This is a genomic window from Paenibacillus sp. YN15 (assembly GCF_003285005.1).
GTDB lineage: Bacteria > Bacillota > Bacilli > Paenibacillales > NBRC-103111 > Paenibacillus_AR.
Genome location: NZ_QMFA01000025.1, coordinates 77,905 through 93,788, shown reverse-complemented (window position 1 = coordinate 93,788; position 15,884 = coordinate 77,905). Strand labels below are relative to the sequence as shown.

Sequence of the window (15,884 nt, the reverse complement as noted above, 5' to 3'; positions counted from 1 at the left end):
GATGGACTACTCATAGCTTTAAGCTTTTTAGAACCCCCAGTCGAACTGGGGGTTTTCGTATACAAAATAGAACCCGCTGGAGATGAATCTCCGGCGGGTTTTGGTGTGCTTCGAGGCTGCAATGTGCTTGTTTGCTGACGTATGTGCGGACAGCCGGCGGGTTATCCTGCAATAGTGCAGTTATTTTCGGCTAATATGCTGTGTTAGACAGGTTATCCTGCAAAAAGTGCATTTATTTAGCGGTGAGACCACCTCGAAAGGACTGAATCCGCCAAAATAAATGTATTTTTGCAAGATGAGCCTTGCTGAATGGCCTTTCCCACGGAAATAACTGCACTTTTGCATTTCGTTCCCGAAAGCGGCGGAGCCTATTTCAAAAATGCCTCAATCTCCTCCAGCACCCGGTCGTAGGAATGCTCCACAACCTTCTGGTGCTGGGGCTTCTCGAACAGCCCGGCTATCTCCGGCGGGAAGCTCTGCTCAATGCCGCACAGCCGCACAGATTCATCGAACTTGGCCGGATGGGCTGTGGCCAGAGCCACGCAAACCTCATCGCCGCCGCCCTTGCCCACGGCCTCATAAGCCGCCACGCCGCAAGCGGTGTGGGGGTCAAGCAGATAGCCGTACTTCTCCCAAGCGCCGCGGATGGTGTCCAGGCATTCCGAGCCGCCGACGCCATAGGCTGCAAAATCCGCCTGAGCCTGCTCCAGATCCTTGCCGCTGACCCGGATTTCCCCTTCCCTCTGGAAGGCGGTCATCAGGAAACGCACCGTCTCCGGGCTTTCTTTGTACATATAATACAGGTAACGCTCGAAATTGCTGGCAATCTGAATGTCCATGGAGGGACTGTAGGTGGTGCGGAACTCTCCCGGCCGGTACAGCCCATCGTTGACAAAACGGGCCAGAATATTATTTTCATTGGTGGCGACAATCAGCCGTCCTACGGGCAGCCCCATCTTCTTGGCCAGGTAGCCGGCGAAGATATCTCCGAAATTGCCGGTGGGCACGCTGAAGCTGACGGTTTTGCCGGAGTCCGCCCCAACGGTGCGGAAATACGCGTAGAAGTAGTAGACGGTCTGGGCCAGTATGCGCACAAAATTAATGGAGTTGATAGCCCGCAGATGGTACTTGCCCTTCAGCTCCAGATCGGAGAACATCTCCTTGATAATCCGCTGGCAATCGTCGAAGTTGCCTTCCACGGACAGGTTCAGCACATTTCTGTCGTCCACGGTGGTCATTTGCAGCTCCTGCACCTTGCTGACCTTGCCGTGGGGATGGAGGATGCAGATGCGGATGCCCTCCTTGCCACGGACCCCGGAAATGGCCGAAGCGCCCGTATCTCCCGAGGTGGCGCCGAGAATATGGATAATCTCGCCGCGGGTTTTGGACACATAGGCATACAGATTGCCCATCAGCTGAAGGGCGATATCCTTAAACGCAAAGGTGGGGCCGTGGAACAGCTCCAGCACATAAAGCTGATCGTCCAGCTTCTTCACCGGAGTGACCTCCGGGTGGCGGAAGGTGGCGTAGCTGTCGTTTATGATGGTCTTCAGGTCCTCCCGGGGAATCTCCCCGTTGGTGAATAAGCCGAAGATTTCCAGCATCAGCTCCTGAAAAGTAAGCTTCTCCCAAGCCTTCAGAGTATCCGCGCTTACGGACGGTACAGAATCCGGCACCATCAGGCCGCCGTCATCGCCAAGCCCCATCAGAAAGGTTTCGATGAAGCCGGCATTCTTCACTTTTCCTCTTGTACTGACAAAATGCATGGTGGTTGCTCCCCGCTGTTTTTTCCCTATTATATCAGAACTCGCCGGTTACACAACCTTTGAAACGGCCCGTTCAAATACATTTCGCCATTTGTCCGCGGATGGCGGACAGGACGGCGGGAACAGGGGGTTTTGCCGGACTAAACCTTGCACCGATTCAACTTACAGCTCCAAATACGCCCCTTGCTCCTTCAAAAGCGTCTGCAGTTCTTTCACATCCAAAGAAGCGAAATCCGCTCCCTGCTTCGCCGCCAATCCCGCCGCCGCCCCGCCTGCATGGCCGATGGCTCCGGCAATGGGCGTTACCCGGATGGCCCCCTGGGCCTCAAAGGTGGTGGAAATGCAGCGCCCCACCGTGATCACATTTTTCACCTGGCGGTTGATCAGGGAACGGTAGGGAATGCTGTAGGTTTCCCCGTTGCGGAAATGTCCGATGCCGGAAAGCTGCGCCCGCAGCTTCTTATGGGCCTCATCCTCCTTGGGCGGATGAATATCCACCGGGTAGCCGCCATGGGCGATTACATCGTCAAATTTCACGCAATGGACCAGATCCTCCAGAGTCAGCACATACTCCCCTTGAATATGGCGGGAGCTGCGGACCCCAATCTTCGGACCGGAATAATCCACGATGCAATTCTCGAAGCCAGCAATCCGCTTCTTCAGGAAGGCTTCGATCTCCCGCACCTGCCGCCTGCCCTCAATCTCCGCATAGGTCAAATCCCACGGGTCTGTGCCGTCACGGCCCACCACCCGGGTGGAATTGATGATCACCTCGCCGGGGTTGTTGGTTTCAAACACCAGCAGCTCCTTGCGCTCAAAATTCAACTCCCCCTTATCCAGGGCATCCTTAAAGGTAACCACAAAGCCGCCGATGGAAAGCCGGGGGGAGCGGTCCACAATGTCCAGATCCCCCTTCAGCCGGGGAAACTCCTCATTGTGGGATTTGATATAGTCCTTCACCTTCGTCATGTCCACATTGCGGACCTTTACATTCATGGTCATGGGCTGGCAGGCTCCGTCCAGTTGGCGGCCCTTGATAAACTCCACCCCTGCCCAGGCGGACAAATCAGCGTCGCCGCTTCCGTCTACATATACCTTGGCCTTCAGCTCGCTGATGCCCGCTTTGTTGCAGACCCGGATGGCCGTAATCCGGCCGTCTTCTGTCTCCACTCCCGCCAGCATGGTATGGTACAGAAGCTCGCCGCCGCTTTCGATAAACATCATCTCCAGCTCATGCTTCATCCCTTCCGCGTCAAAGGGTGTCACCGAATAGGTATAGCCGGTGGTGTCGTAGATATGGCCGGGGCTTTTGCCGCGCTGCTGCATCCGCCGGATCAATTCGTCGGTAATGCCCTGCACCGCCAGCTTTTCTCCCGCATGGAAGGTCATCATCGGACCGACCCCAGCAGCAGTGAGCTGTCCCCCCAAAAAGCCGTACTGCTCCACCAGCAGCGTCTTGGCTCCGGTTCGGGCCGAGGCAATGGCAGCCACAGCTCCCGCTATGCCGCCTCCCACTACGATTACATCATAGGTCATTGAACCTCTCTCCCTTCGATTTTCCTCCGCCTGCCGCGCCAGAATCCGCACTCCGTATGCGGGAAGCTCCAGTTCGCCGCCGGCCAGGATTTCTCCGTTCTCCATATCACGGTACTGCCGCTGATCCAAGTTCACAACGCAGGCTGCTCTGTTGAAATTCATCACAAACAGATACTCCTCTGTCTCGCCGGAACGGGCCTGAACAGTAACGCCTCCCGGCAAAGCGGGCAACAACGGCTCCACTCCCGCTTCCCGGGCCAGCTCCCGGTAATAATCCCGGTAGAAGGGATTGTCTGCCCGGGTGGCCAGGTAATAGGCCCGGCCTTGCCCCAGCCGGTTGACGGTCAAAGCCGGACGTCCGGCATAAAAGTCGTCCCGGTAGACCCCCAGCACCTCCGCCGTCTCCGCATGCACCAGTTCGCACAGCTGGCCGGAGCCGTACTCCGCCGCCAGTCCCGGCAGCGCCGCTGCGGCTGAAGCCGCCACCACAATGCCGTTTTGCTCCCCGTCGTAGAGGGCATCCATCTCCTCCGCCCAGATGCCGAGAACCTGGCGCAGAGGACCGGGAAACCCGCCCAGATGGCATAGATCATGCTCGTCCACAATTCCCGACCAGTAGGTAGCTGCCAGGGTTCCTCCACCGCGGACGAAGCGCTCCAGCTTCTCGCCGGTTGCCTGGGTGCAGAGGTACAGCATAGGGGCGACAACCAGCCTGTAGCCGGACAGATCATCCTCCGGCCCGATGACATCCGCAGGAATGCCCAGCTCCCAGAAGGCGCGGTAATGCTGAATGACCGTTTCCTCGTAGTGAATGCCCATATTCCGGGGGCCTTGCGCATCCTTCACCGCCCACCGGTTGTCCCAATCGAACATAATGGCGACCTTGGCGTCCGTACCGGCGCCCAACACCTCATGAAGCCCCTCCAGGGTTTCCCCCAGCTCCGCCACATCCCGGAATACCCGGGTATGCTCATGGCCAACATGATCCACAACCGCGCCGTGAAGCTTTTCGCTGGAGCCCCGGCTTTTCCGCCACTGAAAATATTGAACCGTATCCGAGCCGTGGGCCACCGCCTGAAGCGAAGACAAACGGTGCATACCCGGCTTCTTCAGCTTGCTCACCGCCTGCCAGTTGGTCAAGGAAGGGGTGCTTTCCATCAGCATAAAAGGCTGGTGCTTCAAGCTGCGGAACAGGTCATGGTTGAAGGAGGTATGAACCGCCTGCGCCAGCTCATCCGGCGGCTGATGCCAGGTGGGGTACGAATCCCAGGAGACCACATCCAGCACCTTGGCCACTTTGTGGTAATCCAGCCCCTCGAACAGCCCCATCAGATTGGAGGTGGCCGGAAGCCCGGGGTTCACCGCCTTTAGCGGCTTCAGCTCCTGCAGGTAAAAATCAATGATCTGGTCGGTCACAAACCGCTTCCAGTCCAGATTCAGTCCGTGGACCATCCGCTCCCCGTGGGGCGCGGGAGATTCTATCTGGGCCCAATCCGTATACGTATGGGACCAGAAGCTGGTCCACCAGGCCATGTTCAGAGAATCCAGGGAGCCGTATTTTTTCCTGAGCCACGCCCGGAACGCCTCCTGGCAATATGGACAGTGGCAATCGCCGCTTAGTTCGTTGGAAATATGCCAGCCCACCACCGCCGGATGATGTCCGTAGCGCTCCGCCAGCTTGGCGTTCATGATGGCGGTTTTTTCCCGGTAGACAGGGGATGTGTAGCAATGGTTATGCCGGCCGCCGTGAAGATTGCGCACCCGGTTGGCGCCTACCCGCAGCACCTCGGGATACCGCTCTGACATCCAGGCGGGCCGGGCGCCGGTAGGGGTAGCCAGCCAGGCGAAGATGCCTTCCTCGGCGAAACGGTCCAGCACCCGATCCAGCCAGGCGAAGTCGAAGCGTCCCTCCTCCGGCTCCAGGGCGCTCCAGGCAAAAATGGCAACGGACATCACATTGCAATGCGCCAGCTTCATCAGCCGGATGTCTTCCTCCAGAACCTGGGGATCATGCTGCCACTGGTCCGGGTTGTAATCGGCTCCGTGCATAAAAGCCGGAAGCTTGGCGCTAATAGGGGGAAAGCGCTTGCCCATTGGGGAATACCACTCCTTCAGAAATTATACTATACTCGTATTATAACCCTTCCTTGAGCTTAACCCGTAGAAGAGATGAAGGAATGTTATAGCACATAATGAACATTTTTTGAAAAGAGGCTGTCTGCATGAGCGGTTTTCCCAATATTCTCACCTTTCTTCTGGCTCCGGGCTCGGCGGATTCCCTGCCCCTGCGGCTGCAGTCCCTGGGCCGCCATGAACAGACCCATCTTTATCGGCCAGGGGGCTTTCCTTACGGCCAGCTGCTGTGGTCCTCCGAGGGAACCGGCCGTTTTGAATTTCCGGAAACGGCGGGCTTCAGCCTGCCTGCTGGCTGGGCCCTGTATCTTCCCGCCGGCATGCCCCATGAATATTCTCCCCGGTCCGGCCCCTGGCTGCTCTCCTTCTTGTCCTTCGACGGACCGGCGGCGGAGGCCATCGCCCAAAGCTGCGGCATGCCCCCCTGCACCCCCTTTCCTCTGGCGGGAGCCGAAGATACTCTCCGGCTGAGCCTGGAGGGGATGTGGCGGGACATTCAGCAAGGAGCGGAGGATGCGGGGCGGCGTTGTTCCGGCCGGCTCTATTCCATGCTGCTGACGGCGGGGGAAGCGGCTCTGGCAAACCAGCCGCAATCGAAGCAGGGTCATCCGGGTCCGAAGAGGATGTCCTCCCCTTCCGCCCCTACTCCCGCCGAGCTGGCTTTGCGCCAAGCCCTGCGCCTGATGGAGCAGCACTATACCGAGCAGCTGGACATGTCCAACCTGGCCAGAGCCGTAGGGTATTCGGTGCAGCATTTCCAGCGCATTTTCAAGCAGGCCTGCGGCATGCCGCCCCATGTGTATCTTCAACGGCTGCGTCTCCACCGTTCCCTGGAATGGCTTATGGCGACGCCCTCTCTTTCCGTCCGGGAGGCAGCCGCCCGGCTGGGCTGGGAGGCCAACTACTACATCCGGGTGTTCCGGGAATATTACGGGATGACGCCGGGGCAGTATCGGCGGAGCGGGGAGCAGGCCAAAAACCCTTCATACCGCCCGGAGGGGGAGGAATGAAGGGTTGGAGAGGCAGGCGCGGACCATCCTGTTAACTTGCCGGAGATGCGCCGTTGGCTCCCTGTTCAGCCGTGCTGTGCAAGGAACGCTTCAATGTCGGTAAGCTGCGGAATGGCCGGGATGGCGCCTTTGGAGAGTGTGATCAAGGCCCCGGCGGCGTTGGCAAAAGCGGCCATGGACTGGACTGCGGCGGCGTCCAGCTGCTCCAGCGCCCCTCCCGCTTCCAGGAACTTGTGCAGAAATCCGGCCAGATAGCAGTCTCCCGCTCCCGTGGTATCCACAGCTTGCACAGGACGGCCGGGCACCCGGCGGCATTCACCGCCCAGACGGAAGAAGGAGCCCTCCGCGCCTAGGGTCACCAGGATAAGAGGCGTCCGGAACTCCCGGCAGAGCAGTTCTGTCCCCGTCTCCAGGTTTTTTTCGCCGGTGAGGAATTCCAGCTCCTCCTCCGAAAGCTTGACAATATGCGCCAGCTCTAACCCTTCCCGAATGCGCGCCTTGGCCTCATCCAGGCTTTTCCAAAGTGCCGGGCGGAGATTGGGATCGAAGCTCACCAGCTTGCCCAAACCCCGGGCCAGCCGGATGGCATGGAGAGTAGCTGCAGCGGACGGCTCGTCCGTCAGGGATACGGAACCGAAATGAAGCAGTCCGGCCTCGGCGACAATCTCCTCCCGCACCTCCTCCGGGGTAAGCATCATGTCCGCCCCGGGACTGCGGTAAAAGCTGAAGGAGCGGTCCCCGTCCGCCTGCAAATGGACAAACGCCAGGGTGGTGCGGCAGGGCTCCGACAGAACCAGCCCCCGGGTATCCACTCCGGCCTGCTCCAGCACCTGCTGCAGGAACTCCCCGAAGGTGTCCTTTCCCACCTTCCCGATAAACCCGGCCTTGCGCCCCCACTTGGCCAACGCCGCCATTACATTGGCAGGGGCTCCCCCGGGATTGGCCGAAAAACTCTGATAGCCATATTCATTGGTTCCCGCGGGAGTAAAATCGATAAGCACCTCGCCTACTGCTGCTGCATCCAACATCTTTGTTTCCTCCTTGTCCATGCGCAATTGCGTAAAAAGAATTACATCCATTTTGACGCATCCGAAGGATTTTTGCCAGAAAAAAAACGCCGGAATCACTCCGGTTTGCCGGTATACCGGTATAATAAAGGAATAATAGGCTCTACGCCAAAATCAGTGCTTAACGCCACGGACTGATGGCTGTTAGACCATGCATGGTCTGACGCTAACGGCAGTGGGAGCTCTTATTTCTGCAAAAACACCGCTTCCGGAAATCTAACGGTGGCAACAGCCGCTATTTGGACCGATTACTCCGCTGCAAGCCCTTTTTTAGCCCAATAAGGGCTCCTGCTTCCGTTAGATTTGGCAGCCCCCCGTTTTGGAGCAAATAGAGGCTCTCACCGCCGTTAGGAATCGGAGCATGTTCTGCGCTACACTGCTTATGAACAGACAAATCGGCAGAGGCGCGGTCAAGCACTGATTTATGGTTAGAGCCGGAATATATCTGCATTATCCGCCAGATTTGAACAAAAAGGAGGGTATGCCCATGCGGCTCCCCTGCCAAACGGTTGGCTTCCGCTTCGGGGAGGCATCCAGCCGGACGGAGTTGTTCCAGCTTTTTGCCCTGGGCTATGACAAGGTGGCCTCTCCCGATTACAGCTGGGACGGCATGACCCGCATCGACGGGCCGCTCTGCCTGTTTCAGTATACAGTCTCCGGCTCCGGCCAGCTGGATATTGGCGGCAGCGTCAGGACGGTGGGACCCGGCCAGGCTTTTCTCGTGAACATTCCCGGCTCCCACCGGTATTATTTGCCCGAAGCCGGGTCCACCTGGGAATTCTGCTTCATTTTGTTCCGGCCCTGGGGTTTGGAAAAGCAGTGGGAGCAGGTTTGCCGGAAGCTCGCCCCCGTGTGCGCCATTCCGCCGGACAGTCCGCTGCTTCTGGTGCTTGAGGATATGGTGCGCTCCGGCTTGGGCAACCAGATCAGGGACGGCTACACCGCCTCCGCTTGTGTTTACCGCTTCATGATGGAACTCCTCCGTTTTGCTTCGGGAAGCGGCACCCGGCGGGAGACCTGGCCGGAGAGTGTGGCGACGGCAGCAAGGGAAATGGAGCTGAACGCCTCCCGCATCGCAGGTGTAGATCAGCTGGCCGAAATGGCAGGGCTGTCCAAATACCATTTTATCCGGCTGTTCAAGCGCCATACCGGGGTAACCCCGCTGGAGTTTCTCACCAAGGTGCGGATGAGGCAGGCTGTTGCTCTTTTGCGGGAAACCGGTCTCAGCGTGGATGAGGTGGCCAAGGAGGTGGGATATGCGGGCAGCAGCTATTTCATCAAGGTGTTTCAAAAATGGGTGGGCTTTACCCCAGGCGAATTCCGCCTGCACCGGAGCATGGTGGGCATGGAGCGGATTACCTTTGATTGAGCAATATTTTACAATCGGGGGCAATTAATTGTCGTAGCTTTTGCGCTGAACATTTCCTATGATACCTGTAGAAGGCTGATTACTTGAAAACAAGGGAGATGGGTTACATGTCCGAAGCAGGTGTATATAAAGCGGCGCATAAGCAATATGCGGCAACCCCGCCTATGGGCTGGAACAGCTGGGACTGTTATGGGGCGAGCGTGACAGAGGAGGAGGTGCTGGGGAATGCCCGCTACATGGCGGAGCATCTGAAGCCCTTCGGTTGGGAGTATGTGGTGGTGGACATTCAATGGTATGAGCCGGGAGCTCATTCCTCCGCTTACCGCCCCTTTGTCCCGTTGGAAATGGACGGGTATTCCCGGCTGATTCCCGCAGCCAACCGGTTTCCTTCCTCGGCCGGAGGCAAAGGCTTCAAGCCGCTGGCGGACAGCATCCACGGCATGGGTCTCAAATTCGGCATCCACATTATGAGAGGCATTCCCCGTCAGGCTGTGCATGCCAATACCCCTGTGCTGGGCACAGACCGCCGGGCCCGGGAGATTGCCTCCAACAATATCTGCCCATGGAATTCGGATATGTACGGGATCAATCCCGCGGCAGAGGGCGCCCAAGCCTATTATGATTCCCTGTTCCGGCTCTATGCGGAATGGGAAGTGGATTTTGTGAAGGTGGACGACATTGCCGCCTCCCGGCTTTATCACATCCATCACCGGGAAATCGAGATGATCCGCACGGCCATTGACCGCTGCGGGCGTCCCATGGTGCTGAGCCTATCGCCGGGAGCCGCGCCTCTGGAGTACGGCGGCTTGCTTACAACCAATGCCAATATGTGGCGGATGACCGACGACTTCTGGGATTTGTGGCCGCTCCTGAAGGACATGTTCGGTCGCTGCGAGCAGTGGTACCCTTTCGTGGGCGGCGGCTCCTGGCCGGATTGCGATATGCTCCCCCTGGGCCATATCGGCCTGCGCTCCGTAGACGGCGGAGCAAGCGACCGCCAGACCCGGTTTACCCGGGAGGAGCAGCGCACGATGATGACGCTGTGGAGTATTTTCCGCTCGCCGCTGATGTTCGGCGGGGAGCTGCGGGACAATGACGCGTGGACCTTGTCCCTGCTGACCAATGAAGAGGTGCTGGCGGTCCACCGGGACGGCCGGGACGCCAGGCCCCTTTACCGGCGGGAGGACCGGGCCGTGTGGGTGGCGCGAGCTCCCGATGGAGGCATCTACGCAGCTTTCTTCAATCTCGGGGATGAACCCGCGGAGGTGAGCGCGGAGCTAGCTGAGCTGGGCCTGGCGGGAGCCCGGGAGGTCCGGGACCTGTGGGAGCGGCGCAGCCTGGGGCAGGTGAGCGTGCTCCGGTTTATGCTGCCGCCCCACAGCAGCAGGCTGGTGAAGCTGGAGCCGGAGGGCTGATGGCAGGACCGGTGGCTGGGGAAGCTTAGTGTGGCGGACGGAGCAACTGGTGGCTGACGCGAGCTTAGTGCGCGGACGGAGCAAACTGGTGGCTGGCGAGCTTAGTGTGGCGGACGGAGCAAACTGGTGACCGGTTGGTGACCGGCTAAGTTTAGTATGGCGGACGGAGCAAGCTGGCGGCTGGTGAAGCTTAGTTTGGGCTGACGGCAGCCGCGTTCGTTGGGGTAAGGGAAAAGCCGCCCGGTTGGGCGGCTTTTTGTGATGCTCCGGCGCGGCGGCGTTTATAGCGGAAGGCAATTTTCCGCTATTGCAGGCTGCACGGGACAAATCGGGGAATAGCGGCAGGGGAATTTCCGCTATTCCCTTTTTTATGCCGCGGAAGCGGCCCGCGGCGGAACAATAGCGGAAAACATACTGCCGCTATTCCCGCCAAAATGGCTGCACGGCCCAAATAGCGGAAATATATAGGCCGCTACCCTGAAATAACACTGGTCCCTGCCGCAGGCCGGATAGTGTTATGGAAGCCTCGAAACCGGCAAAGCCGGTTTGAGGGCCATCTTCGACATTTCATCGGTCTAAAGGTGCGGTGGGAAACGCAGCATGAGCCGCTATTTCTGAAAAAGCGGCTCCCGGGGCTGCTTCACAAAATTGCGGAAGCGATTTTCCGCTATGCGCCGGAACCGGCTGCGCGGCCGGAGATTAGCGGAAGCGATCTTCCGCTATCCCGGGGGCACATCCGCTTTCTCCGGGGAAACGGGAAGCATAGCGGAAATCCGCTTCCGTTATGCGCCACCACCCCGGCAGCGAGTGAGCAATAGCGGAAATCTCCTTCCGCTAAAGAGGCAGCCAACGCCGCCCTAGGCGCGGAAACAGACCAATCCGGCCCCTCCTTCGCCCGTCTTCGGCGCGTCTAAGTCCGCTCCGCCATATGGATGCGGATCAGGGGCAGCACAATCTCGTCCACAATCTCCCTTATGGCCTCGTCGGATACAGGCTCGTACGACATGAGGATCTCATGCCGCATCAAATCTGCGGGCAGCGCGAGAATCCGCAGAGGAAGCCTGCCCAGCTCCACCTCCCCGCGTTCCTCCGCCCGGCGGAGGATGGTCTGGACTGTATGATGGCTTCGACCACTGGGAAACAACATATCGGTCAAGGAACGGTCGCCCAGGTCCACCATCAGCCCGTGGAGGGTTTTCGGACCGATCCGCTTCAGATTGCGGTTCATGTTCTCCATAACCGCCAGCAGATCCGCCCGCAGCTCCCCTGTATTGGGAATCTCCTCCTCGGGAGTGGGAACCCGCGAGCGGATAGCCGCCAGCACCAGCTCCCCTTTTCCGGAAAAACGGCGGTACAAGACTGGTTTGCTTGTGTTGGCCCGGGCGGCCACATTTTCCATGGTCAGACGGTTATACCCAGTTTCCTCCAGCTCCTCCCAGGTAGCCTGGAAGATAGCCGCCTCCAGCTGAGTTCCCCGCCGCCGGGTTTCCCGCTTGTCCGCGGCGGAATCACGTTCATCCATGCTGCTTTTCTCCTTTTCCAAAATTAAAAACGTTGCGTTTCTTATACGGATATTATATCATAAGGTGCAAATAAGAAACTTATAGTATCTTATACCCGAAAAGGAGTGCATTCTTATGAGCAACCCCCTGCAAGCCTCTGCTCCTCTGCCACCTAAAGAAAGGTTGGACCCGTATCTGGTGCGAATGACCATCATCCTCCTCATCGGCTCCCTGGCGCCTCTATTGGACACCACCATTACCAATGTAGCCATCCATACTCTGGGAGAAGCCTTGCATGCTTCGGTTTCCTCCATCCAGTGGGTGATGACCAGCTATCTTTTGGCATTGGGCATGATCATTCCGTTTAGCGGCTGGGCGCTGGAGCGTTTTGGCGGCAAACGGGTATGGATATTCGCTCTGGCCGTTTTTTTGGCCGGATCTCTCCTGTGCAGCCTGGCCTGGAATCTGGGCAGTCTGATCGCCTTCCGGGCCATTCAAGGCCTGGGCGGAGGTTTGATGATCCCCGTGATGCAAACCATGCTGGTCCGCGCCGCCGGCAACCGGAAGCTGGGCAAGCTGATGGCCGTGGCCGGACTGCCCGCCCTGATCGGACCGATTCTGGGCCCTGTGCTGGGCGGGGTCATTGTAGACCAATTGGATTGGCGCTGGATTTTTTATGTGAATCTGCCCGTATGCATCCTTGCCATTGCGCTGGCCTGGAGGGGGCTTGCCAACGACCCGCCCTCGCAGCACGCCGGACGCCCGGATGTGACGGGACTTCTTCTGATTACGCCGTCCCTGGTGCTCCTCATATACGGTTTGGCGGAGGTTGGTCCCCATCACGGCTTCGGCCACGGTTCCGTCCTATTGCCCCTGCTGCTGGGAACCGTCCTCCTGATCCTGTTTGTCTTCCATACTTTATTCCGGACGCGCAATCCCGTCATTGATATCCGGTTGTTCAAGCTCCGTTCCTTTTCCGCTTCCACCGTCCTATTGTTTCTGTCCGGCTTGTCCACCTATGGCGGCATGCTGCTGCTGCCCATGTTCTATCAGCAGGTCCGCGGCGAAGGCATTCTTGTTTCCGGCTTGCTCCTTGTTCCGCAAGGGGTAGGCATGCTGCTCACCCGTTCCCTTGCCGGCAAGCTGACCGACCAAATCGGGCCCAGACCTGTGGTCATAGGCGGTTTGCTGCTCACCGCCCTGGGCACCCTGCCTTTCACTATGGCCGGCGCAGATACAAGCCTTTATCTGCTGGGCGGCTCTCTGATCATCCGGGGAGCGGGGCTTGGCGCCGTATTTCTCCCTCTGCTTGCCGCCTCCTACCAAGGACTGAAGAAGGAGGATATCGCCCACGCCAGCACCGCCACCCGGATTATCCAGCAAATTGGAGGAGCCTTCGGCGCTTCCGTGCTGGCGGTCATTCTGGAGCATCAGCTGACTGGTCTAAGCTCCGCAGGAGCCATGGCCGCCCAGGCGTATGACCGCACCTTTTTATGGTCGCTGTGCTTCACCGTTGTTGGCCTGCTTCCCGCCGCCCTGCTGCCCCGGATAGCCCGCGGCGGCTCCGGCCAAGCAGGCTGAACGGCGGCAAACAAGACTGCGGCCCCTGGCGCACCACAACAAACGCACGGCATCTATTGACGCCGTGCGTTTTGTGGGGCAGCAAGATCCGATGCCCTTAGAGCAGCCCGCCCTGCCGCTTCATGACCCGGTACATGTACAGACAGGTCAGCGCGCACAGCAGCGCCATACCGGCGATAAAGCCGTACCCGGCCTGAAGGCCCAGCAGCTTTGCCTCTCCGCCGCCGGCAAGGGCCGCCACTCCGTCGATAATCCATCCGATCAGCGCGTTGCCGATGACGCAGGCAATGCCCATGGCGGTGACGGTAAAAGTAATGGCCGTTTCCGTCCCCTGGGGATAGCGCTTGGCCAACAGCGCCATCACCGTGGGATAGACCGGCGCAATTCCCGCCCCGGCCAGAGCAAACAGCCAGGCTGCCGGCTCACCCAACAGAATAGCCGCCAGGCTGCACAAACCGGAAAAACCGGCGAAAATCATGATGGACAAGGTATAGCCGATCCGGTCCGTTACCGGTCCCAGCACCAGCCTGGCCAGCATAAAGCACAGGAAAAACAGAGAGAGCATGCCCGACGAACGCTCCGTGGTCCAGCCGTAGGCTTTTTCCAGAAAATTCACCAGCCACCCGCCTACAGCCAACTCCGAGATAACCCCGAAGGATAAGACTGCTACAATCAGCCAGGCCACCTTGTCCTTTACCAAAAGCCGCATGGGCACACCCTTGTGCTCCGTCTCCTCCTCCACGCGGGGAAACGAAGCCAAGAGCGAGGGAATAACCGGCAGAAGCGACAGGGACAGCATAAACAGATACATCCCACGCCAGCCCCATTCTCCTCCTCCGCCAAAATGCCAGCCCATCATCGATGCCCCGATAATCGGCGCCACCGTAGAGCTAAGCCCATAGAAAAAGTGGGCCAAATTCATCATAAAGCCTGTATTCGTGGTGAAAATCCGCGCCGCCATAATGGCCAGCCCAATCTCCAGCATCCCGTTGCCGATATACATCAAAAAATAGGACGCCGACAAAAAGCGGTAGCTTGCCGCCAGATACATCAGCACGCCGGAGACCGCCATCAGCGCAAACGCGAGAATTCCTGTCAGCCGGATGCCGATCCGCCGGGACAATGCCCCGGTAAAGGAGCAGGCCACCAGATATCCCAGGGAATTGAGAGCAAGAAGCAGTCCCAGTTGCGTGTCCCCCAAGGAAAAATCCCCCTGAATCCGGGGGATGGCGGGTCCCTTGATATTTTCCGAAAAGCCGAAAACCAGAAACCCGCCGAATACGATGGCCAGCAAAAAAATCCGGTTCAGGCCGCCGCGCTCTTTACAGATCAATGTCCTTCACTACTGTCTGGGTGCGGGCTGCTTCAAAAACCGTCTCGATAAGCCGGAGCACACGCAGCACCTGCTCATTCTTCACCGCCTGGGCGGAGCGTCCCTCCAAAAGAGCGGCGAAATTCTCATAGAAGCTTTGCGCCGGCGGAGCCGCTTTTTCTACAGGCAGGCGCAGGGTGGATTTTTCCGAGGGGGGCGCCATGGTTTTGGTTAAGCCCACTCCGGCCTGGATCGGCGTCGGCTCTACCTTGGCCACATCGGGGTTGGTGCGGACAATTTCGCCCTCCAAACTCCAGTCGCGGATCACCGCCGTACCCTCCGTCCCCTTCACGTACCAGCGGGGAAGCTTGATGTAGTTGGTGGTTCCCACTTCGATTACCGCCGAAAGGCCGTCCTTGAAATGAATGGTGGTTGTAAAACCGTCATCCACCTCAGTGCCGAGGATGGTGCTGAGATCCGCCTTCACGCTTTCAATCTTGCTGTCCGTCAAAAGAAGCAGCTGGTCCAAAAGATGGACGCCCCAGTCCAGCAGCATCCCCCCGCCGTAGGCCACCAGCTGCCGCCAGTCGCCGGGAATGCCGTTGGCTCCTTGAACCCGGGATTCCACGTGGAAAACCTCGCCAGCTTTTTTCTTCTCCACAATCTCCTTGACAATAAGAAAATCCGGGTCCCAGCGCCGGTTCTGATGCACAGTGAAAACCCGCCCGGCCGCTTCCGCCGCAGCGGTGATCTCCAGGAAATCCGCCGAGGTTATAGTAACCGGCTTTTCGCAAATGACATGTTTGCCCGCCTGGAGCGACCGGATGGCAATTTCCTTGTGGGAATCATTGGGGGTGGCAATAAGCACCACATCCACCTGATCGTCCTCCAATATCTCCTCCAAACTGCCGTAAGCCCGAAGCCCCTGGGTAGCGGCCAATTCCAGCCGGTACGGCAAAATGTCGTAAACTCCGCGGACCTGAAGCTGCGCCACAGGCTGAATCAGTTTGGTGTGGTAGCTGCCCATTCCTCCGAAACCGACAATCGCGATTTGATACATGTTCTGATCCATGTGTTCTCTTCTTCCCCTTTCGGTCAAGACGCTGTGTGGAAAATATTGCTCTTATCTATTTTACACATGATTCCCCGAATGCGAAATATGATATGCAGAACCAAAACACCAACACCGGAAA

The 15,884-nt window shown here is 58.5% G+C and carries 9 protein-coding genes and 2 pseudogenes; 4 read left to right on the top strand and 7 right to left on the bottom strand.

The window, feature by feature from the left end; genetic code table 11:
- Window positions 1-368 precede the first annotated feature (368 nt).
- From thrC to DQG13_RS31530, 3 genes and pseudogenes are all read right to left on the bottom strand, one after another.
- Window positions 369-1,766 carry a threonine synthase gene (gene thrC, locus DQG13_RS19185; protein WP_113021403.1) on the bottom strand — a complete coding sequence of 466 codons (1,398 nt, stop codon included), beginning with the start codon at window positions 1,764-1,766 and terminating at the stop codon, window positions 369-371.
- Window positions 1,767-1,928: 162 nt separating this feature from the next.
- Window positions 1,929-3,281 (bottom strand): annotated as a pseudogene (locus DQG13_RS31535) (FAD-dependent oxidoreductase); the annotation flags it as partial.
- 48 nt (window positions 3,282-3,329) lie between these two features.
- Window positions 3,330-5,396: pseudogene (locus DQG13_RS31530) on the bottom strand (beta-galactosidase); the annotation flags it as partial.
- A 128-nt stretch (window positions 5,397-5,524) separates the two neighbouring features.
- Between DQG13_RS31530 and DQG13_RS19175 the strand changes: the two are divergent.
- Window positions 5,525-6,445: an AraC family transcriptional regulator gene (locus DQG13_RS19175; protein WP_113021402.1), complete on the top strand. Its 921-nt coding sequence runs from the start codon at window positions 5,525-5,527 to the stop codon at window positions 6,443-6,445.
- Window positions 6,446-6,510: 65 nt separating this feature from the next.
- Here DQG13_RS19175 and DQG13_RS19170 read toward each other — a convergent pair whose 3' ends face one another.
- On the bottom strand, window positions 6,511-7,473 hold the full coding sequence (locus tag DQG13_RS19170) for a carbohydrate kinase family protein (RefSeq protein WP_113021408.1): 963 nt from the start codon (window positions 7,471-7,473) through the stop codon (window positions 6,511-6,513).
- Between the two features lie 526 nt (window positions 7,474-7,999).
- Here DQG13_RS19170 and DQG13_RS19165 point away from each other — a divergent pair.
- On the top strand, window positions 8,000-8,881 hold the full coding sequence (locus DQG13_RS19165) for an AraC family transcriptional regulator (RefSeq protein ID WP_181592843.1): 882 nt from the start codon (window positions 8,000-8,002) through the stop codon (window positions 8,879-8,881).
- Between the two features lie 107 nt (window positions 8,882-8,988).
- A complete protein-coding gene (locus DQG13_RS19160) occupies window positions 8,989-10,296 on the top strand; it encodes a glycoside hydrolase family 27 protein (protein ID WP_113021400.1) in 1,308 nt (435 codons plus the stop codon).
- A gap of 910 nt (window positions 10,297-11,206) precedes the next feature.
- On the opposite strand, the gene DQG13_RS19150 is transcribed toward DQG13_RS19160, so the two are convergent.
- Window positions 11,207-11,818: a TetR/AcrR family transcriptional regulator gene (locus DQG13_RS19150; RefSeq protein WP_113021398.1), complete on the bottom strand. Its 612-nt coding sequence runs from the start codon at window positions 11,816-11,818 to the stop codon at window positions 11,207-11,209.
- 115 nt (window positions 11,819-11,933) lie between these two features.
- Between DQG13_RS19150 and DQG13_RS19145 the strand changes: the two genes are divergently transcribed.
- Window positions 11,934-13,379, top strand: a complete 1,446-nt coding sequence (locus tag DQG13_RS19145; RefSeq protein WP_113021397.1) for an MDR family MFS transporter — start codon at window positions 11,934-11,936, stop codon at window positions 13,377-13,379.
- A 97-nt stretch (window positions 13,380-13,476) separates the two neighbouring features.
- On the opposite strand, the gene DQG13_RS19140 is transcribed toward DQG13_RS19145, so the two are convergent.
- Entirely contained in the window at window positions 13,477-14,709 is a 1,233-nt protein-coding gene (locus DQG13_RS19140; RefSeq protein ID WP_181592845.1) for an MFS transporter, read from the bottom strand.
- Window positions 14,702-15,763, bottom strand: coding sequence for a Gfo/Idh/MocA family protein (locus DQG13_RS19135; protein WP_113021395.1), 1,062 nt, complete (start codon window positions 15,761-15,763; stop codon window positions 14,702-14,704). Before DQG13_RS19135 ends, DQG13_RS19140 begins: the two co-directional genes overlap by 8 nt.
- Window positions 15,764-15,884 lie beyond the last annotated feature (121 nt).

Coding starts and splice junctions, on each gene's coding strand:
- thrC (WP_113021403.1), bottom strand. CDS start 1,766: ATGCATTTTGTCAGTACAAGAGGAAAAGTGAAGAATGCCGGCTTCATC.
- DQG13_RS19175 (WP_113021402.1), top strand. CDS start 5,525: ATGAGCGGTTTTCCCAATATTCTCACCTTTCTTCTGGCTCCGGGCTCG.
- DQG13_RS19170 (WP_113021408.1), bottom strand. CDS start 7,473: ATGTTGGATGCAGCAGCAGTAGGCGAGGTGCTTATCGATTTTACTCCC.
- DQG13_RS19165 (WP_181592843.1), top strand. CDS start 8,000: ATGCGGCTCCCCTGCCAAACGGTTGGCTTCCGCTTCGGGGAGGCATCC.
- DQG13_RS19160 (WP_113021400.1), top strand. CDS start 8,989: ATGTCCGAAGCAGGTGTATATAAAGCGGCGCATAAGCAATATGCGGCA.
- DQG13_RS19150 (WP_113021398.1), bottom strand. CDS start 11,818: ATGGATGAACGTGATTCCGCCGCGGACAAGCGGGAAACCCGGCGGCGG.
- DQG13_RS19145 (WP_113021397.1), top strand. CDS start 11,934: ATGAGCAACCCCCTGCAAGCCTCTGCTCCTCTGCCACCTAAAGAAAGG.
- DQG13_RS19135 (WP_113021395.1), bottom strand. CDS start 15,763: ATGGATCAGAACATGTATCAAATCGCGATTGTCGGTTTCGGAGGAATG.